The 13,973-nt window shown below is 52.5% G+C and carries 13 protein-coding genes and 1 pseudogene; 2 read left to right on the forward strand and 12 right to left on the reverse strand.

The window, feature by feature from the left end; translation table 11 throughout:
• Positions 1-150: 150 nt before the first annotated feature.
• Positions 151-693, forward strand: a complete 543-nt coding sequence (locus tag PLA01S_RS02145; RefSeq protein WP_127589843.1) for a GNAT family N-acetyltransferase — start codon at positions 151-153, stop codon at positions 691-693.
• A 275-nt stretch (positions 694-968) separates the two neighbouring features.
• Entirely contained in the window at positions 969-1,250 is a 282-nt protein-coding gene (locus PLA01S_RS02150; protein ID WP_246059274.1) for a hypothetical protein, read from the forward strand.
• Positions 1,251-1,362: 112 nt separating this feature from the next.
• On the opposite strand, the gene PLA01S_RS02155 is transcribed toward PLA01S_RS02150, so the two are convergent.
• The 12 genes and pseudogenes from PLA01S_RS02155 to PLA01S_RS02205 form a co-directional block, all read right to left on the reverse strand.
• Positions 1,363-1,692 (reverse strand): hypothetical protein, encoded by a 330-nt coding sequence (locus tag PLA01S_RS02155; protein WP_164817260.1) that lies wholly within the window; start codon positions 1,690-1,692, stop codon positions 1,363-1,365.
• Positions 1,693-1,755: 63 nt separating this feature from the next.
• Positions 1,756-1,923 (reverse strand): hypothetical protein, encoded by a 168-nt coding sequence (locus tag PLA01S_RS31835; protein ID WP_164817262.1) that lies wholly within the window; start codon positions 1,921-1,923, stop codon positions 1,756-1,758.
• A gap of 221 nt (positions 1,924-2,144) precedes the next feature.
• A complete protein-coding gene (locus PLA01S_RS02160) occupies positions 2,145-2,723 on the reverse strand; it encodes a YecA family protein (RefSeq protein WP_127589846.1) in 579 nt (192 codons plus the stop codon).
• A gap of 333 nt (positions 2,724-3,056) precedes the next feature.
• Positions 3,057-3,605: an SGNH/GDSL hydrolase family protein gene (locus PLA01S_RS02165; protein ID WP_127589847.1), complete on the reverse strand. Its 549-nt coding sequence runs from the start codon at positions 3,603-3,605 to the stop codon at positions 3,057-3,059.
• 117 nt (positions 3,606-3,722) lie between these two features.
• Positions 3,723-5,039 carry an ABC transporter substrate-binding protein gene (locus PLA01S_RS02170; RefSeq protein ID WP_127589848.1) on the reverse strand — a complete coding sequence of 439 codons (1,317 nt, stop codon included), beginning with the start codon at positions 5,037-5,039 and terminating at the stop codon, positions 3,723-3,725.
• Between the two features lie 298 nt (positions 5,040-5,337).
• Positions 5,338-6,293, reverse strand: a pseudogene (locus tag PLA01S_RS02175) (glycoside hydrolase family 113).
• 36 nt (positions 6,294-6,329) lie between these two features.
• Entirely contained in the window at positions 6,330-7,160 is an 831-nt protein-coding gene (locus tag PLA01S_RS02180; RefSeq protein WP_127589850.1) for a carbohydrate ABC transporter permease, read from the reverse strand.
• Positions 7,157-8,041, reverse strand: coding sequence for a carbohydrate ABC transporter permease (locus PLA01S_RS02185; protein WP_100540470.1), 885 nt, complete (start codon positions 8,039-8,041; stop codon positions 7,157-7,159). The genes PLA01S_RS02180 and PLA01S_RS02185 overlap by 4 nt, the downstream gene beginning before the upstream one ends.
• A 114-nt stretch (positions 8,042-8,155) precedes the next feature.
• The gene (locus PLA01S_RS02190; protein ID WP_127589851.1) at positions 8,156-9,661 is read right to left on the reverse strand and encodes a response regulator transcription factor; all 1,506 of its coding nucleotides are present in this window, start codon (positions 9,659-9,661) and stop codon (positions 8,156-8,158) included.
• Positions 9,654-11,525, reverse strand: coding sequence for a cache domain-containing sensor histidine kinase (locus PLA01S_RS02195; RefSeq protein ID WP_246059299.1), 1,872 nt, complete (start codon positions 11,523-11,525; stop codon positions 9,654-9,656). Before PLA01S_RS02195 ends, PLA01S_RS02190 begins: the two co-directional genes overlap by 8 nt.
• Positions 11,526-11,532: 7 nt before the next feature.
• Positions 11,533-12,591: a LacI family DNA-binding transcriptional regulator gene (locus PLA01S_RS02200; RefSeq protein ID WP_127589853.1), complete on the reverse strand. Its 1,059-nt coding sequence runs from the start codon at positions 12,589-12,591 to the stop codon at positions 11,533-11,535.
• A 220-nt stretch (positions 12,592-12,811) separates the two neighbouring features.
• Complete coding sequence (locus PLA01S_RS02205; RefSeq protein WP_246059275.1) at positions 12,812-13,945, reverse strand: SGNH/GDSL hydrolase family protein; 1,134 nt, start codon at positions 13,943-13,945, stop codon at positions 12,812-12,814.
• Positions 13,946-13,973 lie beyond the last annotated feature (28 nt).

Raw genomic sequence — 13,973 nt, forward strand, 5'->3', positions numbered from 1 at the left:
CAAATATGCTTATAGATTTTTTTAATGACGGCATTAATATTTTTGTTTTCCAATGTGTTTAATTGGAATAAACTGCTATACTAATCTCACCTTATCAGGATATGGCCGTATCCTCTGAAGTTTAAATGACCGAAAAAAGGAGTGATAGCGATGAATTCAATCCAAGAAGTGATCATACGGGATGCACATGAGTGGGAATGCGAGGCTGTTGCGGCTGTGATGCTGGAATCCTATCAGCAGTATGCCTTCGATCTATCTGCGGAACGGTGGGAAGAATATCGGGATTCCATCAGGAATTCCGCATACAGCCATGCGCCGCATGCCCGGATCGTCGCCGAACTCGGCGGGGAAATCGTTGGCAGCGTCCAGCTGTTCCTCTCCTCGGAGGCCGCTTACGGAAAACCGGAGATGGGGATCCACTCGCCCATTATCCGTCTACTTGCCGTATCTCCGGGTTCCCGGGGACGCGGCATCGCCACGCTGCTGATTCAAGAGGCTGCCCGCAGATCGGTCCAGCTCGGAGCAACCACGCTGAATCTCCATACCTCCGACATGATGGCCTCTGCGGTGAAGCTTTATGAGCGGCTCGGTTTTGAGCGGGCATATGACACCGATACGTTCAATGGAGAAACCCTTGTCAAAGGTTACCGGATCGAACTGCCCGGCTCCTTGCTGCTGCAAAGCGCCGTGTGAAATAACAGATCATAATGTGAATAACCGGACATCTTCTCCTGCATAAGGAGGAAACGTCCGGTTATTTTTTATGTACATTTATCCGCCTGCCGTCGTAGTTGATTCGTTTCATTCTTCCATTGTTGGAATGCGAAAATTCGTTTCGCATCAGATCGACAGGTATTATAAAATGAACAATAAAAGGGGAGATATCCCTCACGTGGAGTAAATGTAAGCTGAACGGGCCGGTCTGGGCAGGCATCGCCTCGGGCATTCTCCTCGGGCTGTTCCTTAAAATGATCGAGCACATCACCTCGGTAAAGGTTTATACGCTGCTGCTGAACGTTGATTACGTACCTGTCCTGAAGGAGCTGAAGCTTCCCGAACTGATCGAGTTTGCGCTGCACCTCGTCATCTCCGTCCTGCTGAGCATCGCTCTGGCCATCTTTCTGAAGCAGAAGAATTGGTCCCGCGAGCGAGGCTTGTCTTGGGTTTCCTTGGTCTGGCTGGCCGGTCATCTGCTATACGGCATTGCATTGGGCTGGCTGCTGACGGGTTCACGCGAAGCTTCTGCCTAGGTACGGAAAGCAGTCTTGCGAAAACGCCGATTTATGGATTAACGCAAAATGACCGCTCCACTTGAATAGGAGCGGCTGAGCGTAAAGTACTGCTTAGTACAATTACTTAGAATTAATCTTCCAACGCTTTCAGTTGATTAACGATGGGTAAAACCCAATCTGGCAAGTTAACGTCCCTATGCTTAATTATCCCGAATTCTGCTTCCAGCACAATTTCTCCACTTAGTGCGCTATTATCTATCACAAGTAGATGATCAACCAGGCCTAGGTATTGGAGAAGATTTTGCATAGAAGAATGATGCCGATGCATGATATCTTTTGCAGGGATGTTGTGTCCCCCATTGCGAACTCTGCCGGCTACTCGTTCGACATTTAGATCTGGATCACCAAGGCCTACATAAAACATGGTAACCTGGAAGCCATTTGCTTTTGCTTCCTTCATAAGCCTAATGGCGTATCCACCCGAGAGCGTCGTTTCCATGGAGAAATCCCGTTGATCGTTGGTTCAACTGTCTTTTCCCGAGACATATTCCTTCTCCCCATTAGAATATTCCCTTATCAGTTTGCCATAATCATCTTTATATACAACATAAGTTCCGTTTGCTTTGGCCTCAAGTCTTGCTCTCTCGCCAGTCAGCCTAATAAGTTTGGTTAATTGTTTATCCTTTGTCATTACTACAACCTCCAACTTATTGTCGTTGAATACCGTTTCTCTTTTAAATCATATCACAAACTGATTAATCCACCATATAGGATGAACTTGTATAAACATCTTTGAATTCGATTTGGCCATTAAACGCAAAATGACCGCTCCACTTGAATAGGAGCGGTCACAGCTATGAAACCGAATGCGCACATGCCGCACTCTGTTATGGATCCTTCACTTTGGCGATGCTAGCGTCCCAAGGACAAATCCTTGTCCGTTTCGCTATCGGATTCCTCATCCTCGACGTTCGCGTCGTCACCGGATGCCGCTACGCCATCCATGAAATCTTGGATCTGACCGCTGTTGCGGGTCAATGTAGCAACGGAAACCTCATGCTTCTTCGCGATATCGGACTTCGTTGTTGAAATGTTAAGCGATGAAGTTACTATATATTCTAACGCACTTGCATATCCGCCCTGTTTGCGGTACTTCGGATTGGCTTCTCTGGAGAAGCTGTTCCAAACCATCAGAAGGCTGAACACTTGAAACAGCTGCTGATCATCCTGCAGCTCGTAATCCCGGCAGATCTGAGGAAACACAGACTCTGCAAGCTCACGATGCTCATCAGCGTTCCAGTCCATCCATCCCAGCTTGTCGTTAATCATCTGCCGCAATTGATCGACCTGTAGCTTAGGCTCTGCTGCTCTCGCACCAGGGAACTGGATGACTTTACCGTATACCGTGCGTTCATCTCTTTCAAGACAACATCTTTTGTACTTTTTCCCGCTTCCGCAGTGACATAGATCGTTTCTTCCTAGCTTTTTCATTTCCTAGCTCCTATTTGAATGATTTCTTCTATTATACATGGAAAATATGAGAATGCGCATCCCAAGCCTGTAGACCCTTAAGGCATGCCGGCCTTCCGCGTCATAACACTCTCTTACAGGGGGGGCTTCCGATAAGAAGGTGTCCAGGCAAGTTAGATAGCAAAAAAGCGCGGGTCCCCTCTATGAAAGCCGCGCCCCTTCATATTATTCTATAATATCGTCATAACGCAAGTAGGATGTAACAAATTTGTTAGAACCTATAATAGACTTGTTCCATTTTTGGTAAAGATTCCATAGATCCGCGCCTTAAGGCTCATTGGCCTGGTCCAAACGTCACAGATAGCGACCGAGCATCTCCACTACCGAGTCGGCGCACATCCGGTATCCTTCCTCGTTCAAGTGAAGGCGGTCATCCGACAAATAACCGCTCAGATCCTCTTTGACCCTGGCGTTCAGATCATGAATCGTAATGCCCATCGGCACAAGCGCCTCCATCGCTGCCTGATTGTAGGCGTCAATCTCTTCATTGCTTCTGCCCTCGGATTGAGGATGCACCGGCGTCGTCGTGGCAAATACGATATGCGCATCTGTCCGCTGCAGCTCGTGGGCAATCCGCTTCAGATTGGTTACATAATCGGTGATCGGCGTCAGCGTTTCGACCATCGGAGCCTCGTGGTGCACATCCCACAGTCCATTGTTCCAATGGACGATATCAGGCGTCCCCAGCTCTTTCATCCAGAGATTGACGCCCCACAGCGTATAAAACGAGAAGCGCCCGTTCTCCCCCGGTGCCACAACTTCTGCAAGGCCAGCCAGCCTTTCTCTAACGTAAGGCTCATATCCCTCCCGGATGGAATCGCCCAGCAACAAAATCTTCTTCATATATCCGCCTCCTCTTCAATCCATATTATAAAGTAATAAAGTAAAACAGCCTTACCCTGATCATGCAGAGTAAGGCTGCAAGAGCAGCACGAGACTGAACCCGTTATATCCCCCGGACTAGTATCCCAGTGCGGTTTTGGCTTCTTTCCACTTTGCATTCAGCTTGTCGAACGCTGCCTGCAGGTCGTCAGCCACGATATATTCCTGGACATAATCGCCGGTGCCGATGCCAATTTGCGCTTTATTCGCGATTTCGTTAAACTTCGGATCGGTCGCTTCGCTCTCGATCAACGTAGGATTAAACGATTGGAATTCGGCAAGCTGCGGGATGGAGGACTCAGCCGACTTGATGATCGGCATGAAGCCGGAATCCTCCACATAGCCGGATTCCTTCACGAAGAAATCGACCCAAGCAGTGGCAAGCTCTTTATTCTTGCTGTCTTTGCTGACAGCGATGAAGTAATCCGAACCGAGCGGTGCGTTGTACTTGCCGCTGTTATCATACGGGAGCGGGAAGAAGCCGATATCCTCCGAAGCTGCTCCTGCACCGATCACCTGCGGGATTACCCAGTTGCCCAGGAAGTACATCGACGCTTTGCCGGCAGCCACTTCGCCCTTCGAAATCTCCCAGTTGTTCGTGTACAGGTCTTTCTCTACCCATTCGTTCTGCACGAAGGTGCGTCCAATATTCGCAAGGATCCCCCAAGCATTATCCACCTGGAACGGCGCCTCCTCGGTTACCTGCTTCGAGGCGAACTGCGGATCCCCGTTCACGTACCATGCCGAGTTATCCGCCCAGTTGCCCATTGTCCATTGAGCCCCGAAGTTCATGTACAGCGGAATGATGTCCGCCGCTTTCAGTTTCTCCGCAGCCGCGTAGAGCTCATCCAGCGTGGCTGGTACTTTGTCGACGCCTGCGGCCTCGAATGCTTTCTTGTTATATACGATCCCTTGCGTATTCACACCCGTAGAGATTCCGTAGCGTTTCCCTTCGAATAGGGTATTGTCAGCAAAATAGACATCCTCGAACATCGCATCCGGCAGCGGCTCAAAATATTTGCTGTACTCCGAGGTGGCAAGACCGGTCGGAATCATCAGCACGTCGCCGGCTTCACCCGTGGTCAGACGGACCTGAATATCCGTCGCATAGTTCGTCAATCCTTCGAATTCAATTTCGGCCTTCGGGTATTTCGCTTTGAAGGCTTCCACGTATTTGTCCAGCGTGCCGTCATTCACCAGGTCGGTGCGGTGCGTCAGCACCTTCAGCTTGCCGCCAAGCTCCGCTTCGCCGGATGCCTCGGTTGGCTCGCTGCCTGCGTTATTGCTCGGCGGCGTCTCGGTACCTGCATTATTCGTTTTATTCCCTCCGCAGGCGGCCAAAATGGATGATACGGTTAAGAGCAGAAGCAGTGCCATCGTGAATCTTTTTTTCATTTCGTCTTCCCCCTGTACGTTGAATGTGTTGCGCTTCTTCGCATCCTCATGAAGCGTTTACTGATATCGCTTACATTTCAAATGATAATCGCTAACACGCCCAAAACAAATGAAGTGTTTTTGTTTTTATTGTCATAAATTATGCTAACATATCATTTTCTTGTTAGGCTCCAGAAAATCTCCCTCTCTATAGCAAAATCGCACCGTGCGTTAAGAAGCATGCGGTGCGATGCTAAACCTCTATTCTACTGTTCAAACACCGGGCTTATCCTGAGATAGCCCAACGGATTCCAACAATTTAAACCCGGATTCCGGCAGCATAATAATTCCTCACCGTCTCCCGGCCTGCTTGCCATACATGCAATAATCATCGTTCAGAGACGCTTCCTCTACGCTGTACAGCCGTGCCGGCCAATCCCACAGCATATACCCCTGCATCCACTCCCGCTTGGCGCAGGCCGCGAACATTGCTTCATAATACCGCCGCTGTTCCTCCTCCGACGGGCCGCCAGGCAGCGACCAATCGTTCGGGCGGGCTGCAGAGCCCTCGCGGCTTGGACAGCCGGCTTCCATGAAGAAGAACGGCTTGTTCCATCGGCGGACCGTGCCTTCGATCCGATCCAGCTGCTCCTCCCACTGGTCGATCGGATAATAGCCGCTGGAGGAGATGATATCTACCGCATCCCACCAGCGCACGCGCTCCTCCTGATATTTATCGCAGTTATACGTCACCAGCCCGCCATAGACGCTACGGACATCCGCAATGAGAGCTCGCCACTCCGCATCACGCTTGTCGGCCTGTACCATCTCGCAGCCCACGCACAGCATCTCGCAATGCTCTTCCTCTGCAATTTCAGCATAATGGCGAATGAATTCCCCATAGGAGCAAAACCATTCGGCCCAGCTCGGTTCACCCGGAACCTCTTCATCGAAGAAGTTAATGTGGGCCCGCCACGTTCCGTTCCCTACATTAACGACTGGTTTCAAGCACACCTTGAGGCCCATGCTCTTCGCCTTGCGGATGGCCCATCGCACCTCATCATCCGTCACCGTCGGTTCCTCCCGGAACGGAATCTCCGTCGACTGCGGCGTTGACTGCACGGCAGACAGCGCAATGGCCACCCAATTCACGTTCATCTCCGCCATGCGTTCCATGGAGAACGCAGCTTCAGGCCCCGTCCAGGATCCCCGCACGCCGGTCCATCCCCATGTCATGCCGCATACTTTTTCCGTCCATGTGTTCGTCGAGTTCATATATCGAGTCTCCTCTTCTTCATCGTCTAGTGTTCGTTATTTGACTGCTCCGTTCGTAACGCCCGCAAAAATATACCGCTGCATAAACAGGAACAACACGACCGTCGGAATGAAGATAATCAGAATGCCTGCCGAGATCACGTTCAGCTGCGCCGCGTTCGGACCGATGAAGGAATAGATTGCAGTGGACACCACCTTCAGGTCCTGGCTTGGCATATACAGATACGGCGTGTAAAAATCGTTGTAAATCGAGATGCTCTTCAGAATGACCAAGGTCGCCGTAGCCGGCGCAAGCAGCGGGAAGATGATGGAACGGTAGATTTTGAACAGGGACGCTCCTTCCAGCATGGCGCTCTCATCCAAATCCCGCGGGATGCTGTTCACGAATTGCAGATAGATGACGATCTGAAGCACATCGGCTCCCAGGTACAGCAGAATCGGCGCAAACATCGTGTTGTAGGCCCCCAGGCTCTGGATAACGCTAAAGGTAGCCACCTGCGTCGTGACCATCGGGATGACCTGAGCGACCAGGTACATGCCCATGATCGCTTTTTTCATCTTGAACTCAAACCGTCCGACGGCATAAGCGACCATGGTGCCAAACAGGATATTGCCGACAACCGAAATGACCAATACGATCAGGATATTGCGAAAGCCGAGCCCCAGATCCCCGATATCGATCACCCGCTTGAAGTTATCGAAGTTCAAGAAATTGTCAGGCAAGCTAAGGCCGGATTGATAATACTCGACCTGGGTCTTGAACGCTCCCACGAAGATCGAGTAAATCGGAAAGAACACCACAAACAAAGCGATAACCAGCGTGAAATAGTTAAATATCGTAAAGCCGATCGAGCGTTCCCTTCTCATGATTGCTTCTCCTCCCTGAACAGCAGCTTCCGCTGGATGACAATGAACAGCAGCACGATAATCAGCAGAACGACCGCCATCGCCGAAGCCAGCCCGAAGTTCTGATACTTAAACGCCGTATCCACTGTTTTGATGACGAAGGTCGATGTATCGTTCGCCCCGAGCAGCATCACAAACGGAATATCAAATGCTTCGAGTGCGCCCGTCAAGGTAAGGATGAGCATTAACTCCAGCACACCCCGTATGCTAGGCAGCGTGATGTAACGGAACTTCTGCCAGCCCGAAGCCCCGTCAATGGAGGCCGCCTCGTACAGGTCGCCCGGTATCGACTGCAGCGCCCCGATAAAGATGACCATGTTGAGCCCCATGTACTTCCACATCGAGATGAACGCCAGCGCAAAATTCACGATCCCCTTATCGCCCAGCCAGCTCTGCTGCCAGGACTCGAGTCCAAGAGCGCCGAGCAGCGTATTCAGTGATCCGTACTCCATGTGGTATACGTTCTTGAACATGATGACCGTGGCTACGCTGTGCAGCACGTACGGCAGGAACAAAGCGACCCTGAAGCCGTTCCTCCCCTTCAGCTTGCTCGTCAAAATGACGGCAAAATAGAGGGCAAACACGACCTGGATGAGTCCCCCGATCAGATAATACAGATTGTTCTTGAGTGAACTGAACACTTCGGGCTTCGTAAAAATCTCGACGTAATTGTCAAAGCCGATAAAGTTCATATCCCAGCCGAGACCCGACCAGTCCGTCAAGCTGTAATACAACAGCGATAGCGCCGGATAATACGAGAAGGTCAGGGACAAGAGTACTGGAATGGCAAGGAAACCGAACAGAATAAGATAGCGCTGCGTTTTATAACTGAAATTGAACACGTTCCCTTCCTCGCTTTCTGGATGAAATGGTACCGTTTTCAATCATTATAAAAGACAGCGCCGCGAAAAATAATAGACTTTGTTTGGTTTTATTGTCCTCAATTTAGATAACAGTCACCTAACAAAATCGCGGTACTCCTTCGGCGTTTTTCCCGTCATTTTTTTGAACACTTTATTAAAATAAGCCGGGTCCGGGTAGCCCACGCGCTCGCCAACCATGTATGTTTTAAGACCGTAATCCTCCTTCAGCAGCCGCTTGGCATGCTCGATTCGCACGGCGATGCAGTAGTCGGTAATCGTCTCGCCCGTTTCGGTCTTGAACAGCTTGCTCAAGTAGCTCGGGGTCAAATAGACCAGGTCGGCGAGGTGCTGAAGCTCCAGCTCCTCGGTATAATGCTGCTGAATATAGGCCTTGATCGTCTCCACGGCCCGATGCTCACTTTTCCCTTGATCCAGAAGCCCGGCGGCCTGCTCAACAGCGGTCTTCAGCCTCCCTGCGAACGAACGCCAATTCTCGCTGTCCCCCGGTTCCAGGTTCCAATCCACATCTCCTGCGCCAATGCCGCGCTGCTTCATCTCTTCCGCCACATGCGACTCCAGGGTCAGGCAAGCCTCTTTCAGCTCGGCCCAGCCCGGCCGCAGGGTAGCCAACTCATCCAGCCAGGAGTCCACCGCGGCCGACAAGCGTGTATACTCACCGGCACGCAGTACCGGAAGCAGCTGTTTATCCAGCGAACGGACAAGCCGGTAGCGCTCTTCCTTCTGAACCGGTGGTCTGCCTTCGCCTCCGCAGCAGCGCCGTTCGTCGCTGTACCAAGCCTGCTCCAGCACGCTCGCGGCTTCCATATAGGCTTGCGGAAGCCATCGGCTTCCGCTGAACACGCCGCTGATGCCCAGCTTCGCCGAAGTCCCCGCGGGAAGCTGCTGCAGCAGCATGGCAGCCCATTCTCTTGCCATATTCGCATGGCTGGACTCCGCAATGGACACCAGGATCGCCTGCCTCCCTCCTTCACAGCCGACGATTCTCCGCTCCGCCCCCCAAGCCGACGTCCATGCAAGCAGTCTCTCTTCCGCAATCTCCGGGAACGTGCGAAGGAGGAGCACGGCGTAATATCCGTGGAACAGCGCCTGCTGATCCAGCCGGTCGCAGACTTCCTCGAACAGATGCTCCGGCATTTTTCGCTGATCCGTGCCTAACAGAAAGCTGACCAGATCGTCCGACTCCAGCTTGCGCTCGCTCTGCTCTCCTTTCACCAGCTCGTCAACGCTCTCCAGCATGCGCAGCAGCTCTTTCATGTTGACCGGCTTGAGCAAATACTCCAGGGCTCCCTGCCGCATGGCGGTTCGCGCATATTCGAAATCGTTGTATCCGCTGAGCACGGCGAATTTGGTATGGCTGGCCATCTGCTTGATATTCGCCATCAGTTGGAGCCCGTTCATTTGCGGCATTTTGATATCGGTAATGACCAAGTCGGGCTGCAGCTCCTGCCACTGGTCCAGCAGCTCCTGGCCGCTTGCAAACGTCCCCACGACGCGGTATTGCTCGCCTGCATCCCGTATCAGCTTGCCAAGCCCCAGCCTGATCCGTTCCTCATCATCCACCACGGCTATGCTAAGCATTCGCAAGTCCTCCTGTTCTCGGTTCTTCTAAATGTTCTGCGGGAAAGGTAATCCGAACGGCAGTACCCCGCCCTTCCTCGCTGTCTACGGTAAGGCCGTAGGGTCTCCCGTATCGGAGCTGAAGCCTCTCGTGCACATTGCGCAGCCCGACTCCCCGGCCGTCCGTTGCTTGGGGCTGCGTCTGATCCAGCACGCGGCGCAGCCTGGCTAGTGCTTCTGTCGACATGCCTAAGCCATCATCCGTAACGGTAAAACAATGATCCCTACCGTCCATGGCATAGGTAACGGACAGATGGAGCAAGGGTTTGTTCTCGTCAAAGCCATGATTGACGGCATTCTCGATGATCGGCTGAAACAGCAGCTTCATCACCCGAATGGAATTCGCTGCCGGATCATCCGGCAGCGTCAGCACGAACCGCTCGCCGTATCGGTAGTTGAGCAGCTCGATGTAGGCTTTGACATGCTCCCACTCGTGCTTCACCTCCACGACCTCGCTGCCGGCATGAATGCTGTAACGGAGCTGCTGCCCTAACAGCTGAACCATATCCCCCACTTCATGATCGTTGTGCAGGACGGCCGTCATCCGGATCGTTTCCAGCGTATTGTAAATAAAATGCGGATTGATCTGGTGCTGAAGACGCTCCAGCTCCGCCTCCTTCTTCCGCTTCTCCATCGTGTAAATATCGTCGATAAGCTGTTTGATGCGTGCCATCATTCGGTTGAAGGAGACCCCGATCAGCGAGGCTTCGTCACGCCTTCGGACCGGGAATACCACATCCAGCTTGCCGGTCTGCACCTGCTTCATCAGATGGACGATGGATCGAAGCGGCCTTGTCAGCGCATAAATCAGAATCAGAGAAATGATGAGTGCAAAGCTGGTAACACCGATAGCCGCCGCGATCGTAATCTTGCGGGTCTTAAGCGCATCCTGCATCAGCTGCCGCTCCGGCACCGTAATCAGGATCAGCCAGCCGGTCTGCTCGGATTTCCGGTAAACAACAAGCTGCTGCTCGCCGCCTACCTCAAGACGAAAGCTTCCTTCGTGACCGGTGGCCTGGGCAAGCGCGGCATTGTCAGTCATGCTGCGGGACAAATATTTCTTCTCGCTGTCATAAATCACGGTCCCGTTGTCATCCAGGATGAAGGTGGTGCCGTGCGTCGTTTCCTCCAGGTCAGTGACGATGTTCTCGATCACGCCGATGTTGGCGTCCACCACAATGGTGCCGATGGAATGGTACGATTTATCGATAATGTCGCGAACAACCGTGAACATATACTGCTTGCTGCCGGCGGACACGGCGATCTCCTGCGTGCTGACCAGCACGGGTCGGCCGCCGGCCTCTGTGGCGAGCTTGCGCCAGTTGTCATAATACTGCTGCAGATTCGAGCGACTGCCGCCGCTTTTGACCACATAATACGGGTTGCCGAAAAGATCGAACAGATACACGTTACTCGTGCCTTCTTTGATGTTGTTCATGAAATAGATGCTCCGCTCGACCTTGCGCGTAATCTGGAGCTTCAGCTCACTCTCGTTCAGGCTTGCAGGTTCCTTTGATTCCCCTTCGGCCTGGTAGTAGCGGTTCGACATCTCAAGCCCTGACTGAATTTCATTGAGGTACGAGGGAATGATCGAAATTTTCATCATATCGGTCACGTAATCGTCCAGCTTGCCCATCATTTTGCTCGACAGCTGGGACACGTAGGCGACCGTATTGTTCTCGATGGTGGCCGTATAGCGTTCTGCCGCAAAATACGTGATGAGTCCGATCGGCAGGATAATCAGAAACAGAAAGACCACAAACAGCTTCCGGTCTAAACGTCCGGCCGGCCGCTCCTTCCATAGACGGGTGATGTAGCCGCGCATATTCACATCACTCGACCTTCTTGGCATAAGCCGTGGATTCGCGAAGGATGAAGTCGCCGGCAAGCAGTATTTTTTCCAGCGGACTATCCGGCTGCTCCACGCGTCTCATCAGCATCTCCACCGCCCTGCGTCCGAACGCCTCCTTGTTGACGTGAATGGTGCTCAGCGACGGGGCCGCAAAAGCCGCATCCTCAATGTTGTCAAAGCCGGTAACCGAGCAGTCTGCGGGCACCTTCATATCCAGCTTGCCGAGCACCGTCATGACGCAGATGGCAATGGAGTCGTTCGCGCACACAAAGGCCGTCGGCAGCTCATCCATCCGGCTTATAATGATCTCCAGCGCCTCCGTCATTTCGGAGCGGTTGTCCCCTTCAAAGCTAAGCAGCTCCTCATTCTGATCCAGCGGTAAGCCCTGCTCGCCGAGAACGGAGCGGTACCCTTGATAACGATCCGTGAAGCTGCGCGAAAACCGGACGTTGCCCACGAACTGGAGCCTTCGATGTCCGCACCCCGTCAGATAATTGGTTACCCGTCTCATGCACTCCACATTGTTCATGAACAGGGAGTCCGACGGAATCAGCGGATCTTCATGATCGATCAAGACGAAGGGGATATCCAGGCTGCGGATTTCGAGCAGCAGCTGTGACGAGATGAATCCGACGCCGATGATGCCTCTCACCCCGCTCGGATTAATCAGATTCGCAAAGCTGTCCTTAAATTGGTCGGTCACGATGACCATCCCCGTCTCCCTCAGCTCAAGCTCACTTGTGATGCCATCGATAATTCGCCCCCAATACAGGGAATCCCGCGTCTGGTAACGGACATTCGGCACAAGCACGATGACGGTCTCCTTTGCGGCTTGGCTGCCATCGGCGTTGGTTTCGTTCTTCTTGCCTCCGGCCTTCGGCGACTTGTTGGCAAAATAGCCGAGCTGGGTCGCAACGTTCACGATTTTCTCCCGGGTCTCCAACCTGACGCCGGATTTACCTGAAAGCGCTTTAGAAACTGCGAATTTTGAAAGGCCGAGATGATCGGCAATTTGCTGCATCGTGACTTTTCCAGCCATAACCTGCACACACCCTTTAATGTAATCGATTGGTTGTTAGTTAATTGTTATCATAACATCTCATTTATTAGGCAAACAATCAAAACTTTTGAATTAGACGACGGCACAGACAAAAGCCCGTTCCAGCCAGGAACGGGCCCTTTAACGATTCAGCTTATGAACGTTTCATTGCGCTAATGTTACTTCACCCATACGCTAACATTTGAACCTGTTAACTGCCTTATCGCCCTGCTGCAGATGCACTATCGCCAATCACTTGCCTGAGCACAGGCTCAAGCCGGTCCGCCATCAGCTTGAAGCCGAGGTCCGTCGGATGAACCCCGTCAACCGTCGTTTCCCCGGGATCATAACCTAACCAATCCGATCCATCGACAAACGTTAGGTTATGATCTCCGGCCTCGGTCAGCTGCCGGATAAGATCCATCTGGAACTTCTTCCGCGCAAGCCGCCCTTCTAGAATCTCAGGCTTAAACGACTCGGCTCCATGGCGGATGCGGGATATCAAGATGATGGGAACCTCCGGATGAACCTTGCGGTAAGTCTCGATATATAGAGGCAAGGTCTGTCGATAAGACTCGGTGCCCCCGGCGTTACCCTCGTAATCAATGACGAGACATGCGGGTTCCGGAATTTGAGCCGCTAGTATGGCAAGCTCCGACTCCCCTTTTCCGTTGCCCGAGAAACCCAAATTGATAAACTCCAGATGAAACCTGCGGCTTAAGATGTTTGTATACGACATGCCGGGCCGTGACGCGCATCCGCCTTGCGTAATGGATGTTCCGTATATAATCACTTTTTTGGAAGAATCATAGGATTCCGGTGCCCAAACCTCGGCCCCTGGTTCAAGTCCAATCCATATCTCTTCGACGCCCTGGTATAAAGGCATATTCAGGAGGAACGACCGTGCCTCGCTTGTCCCGGAATCAAAGATGCTGCTCTCATACTCCACCTGGCCAGCCTGAAAACGAGCCGTTCCCGCATGCAGCCAATGGCCGGGGCCGCCGATATACGCATCCACGCCGCACTCCCCCGTTGGGGGCATGTGGTACATACCGGATCCAGCGGTCAGACATACGCGGACCGACACGCTCCGCGAATTCGTGCGAAAGCGGATCTGACCGCCCGATGTGCAGTTCGCTAACGCATCCACCTCAGGTCGGATGTAAACATCAGGTACCGCAGGCAGTCTGCGATATATGCCTTCTGTGTGGAACCAGCCAAATCCGGATACCTGAAACGGCCCCCTCTGGGGGGAATACCATATCCGTTCGTCCGCTCCATGATTCTCGATCTTCATGTTCTGATCCAACTGATAAGGGGATACCTTCTCAGGTTCAGGAATTCGGTTCTGCACAATTCTCGCCTCCCTATGTAGTTAGGAA

Source organism: Paenibacillus lautus NBRC 15380, assembly GCF_004000945.1.
Lineage (GTDB): Bacteria > Bacillota > Bacilli > Paenibacillales > Paenibacillaceae > Paenibacillus_AQ > Paenibacillus_AQ lautus.

What these genes read in the sequence shown, in the direction of transcription:
- PLA01S_RS02200 (WP_127589853.1), bottom strand. Translation starts at nt 12,591, where the DNA reads ATGGCTGGAAAAGTCACGATGCAGCAAATTGCCGATCATCTCGGCCTT.
- PLA01S_RS31835 (WP_164817262.1), bottom strand. Translation starts at nt 1,923, where the DNA reads ATGACAAAGGATAAACAATTAACCAAACTTATTAGGCTGACTGGCGAG.
- PLA01S_RS02160 (WP_127589846.1), bottom strand. Translation starts at nt 2,723, where the DNA reads ATGAAAAAGCTAGGAAGAAACGATCTATGTCACTGCGGAAGCGGGAAA.
- PLA01S_RS02145 (WP_127589843.1), top strand. Translation starts at nt 151, where the DNA reads ATGAATTCAATCCAAGAAGTGATCATACGGGATGCACATGAGTGGGAA.
- PLA01S_RS02190 (WP_127589851.1), bottom strand. Translation starts at nt 9,661, where the DNA reads ATGCTTAGCATAGCCGTGGTGGATGATGAGGAACGGATCAGGCTGGGG.
- PLA01S_RS02165 (WP_127589847.1), bottom strand. Translation starts at nt 3,605, where the DNA reads ATGAAGAAGATTTTGTTGCTGGGCGATTCCATCCGGGAGGGATATGAG.
- PLA01S_RS02155 (WP_164817260.1), bottom strand. Translation starts at nt 1,692, where the DNA reads ATGAAGGAAGCAAAAGCAAATGGCTTCCAGGTTACCATGTTTTATGTA.
- PLA01S_RS02180 (WP_127589850.1), bottom strand. Translation starts at nt 7,160, where the DNA reads ATGAGAAGGGAACGCTCGATCGGCTTTACGATATTTAACTATTTCACG.
- PLA01S_RS02195 (WP_246059299.1), bottom strand. Translation starts at nt 11,525, where the DNA reads ATGCGCGGCTACATCACCCGTCTATGGAAGGAGCGGCCGGCCGGACGT.
- PLA01S_RS02150 (WP_246059274.1), top strand. Translation starts at nt 969, where the DNA reads ATGATCGAGCACATCACCTCGGTAAAGGTTTATACGCTGCTGCTGAAC.
- PLA01S_RS02170 (WP_127589848.1), bottom strand. Translation starts at nt 5,039, where the DNA reads ATGAAAAAAAGATTCACGATGGCACTGCTTCTGCTCTTAACCGTATCA.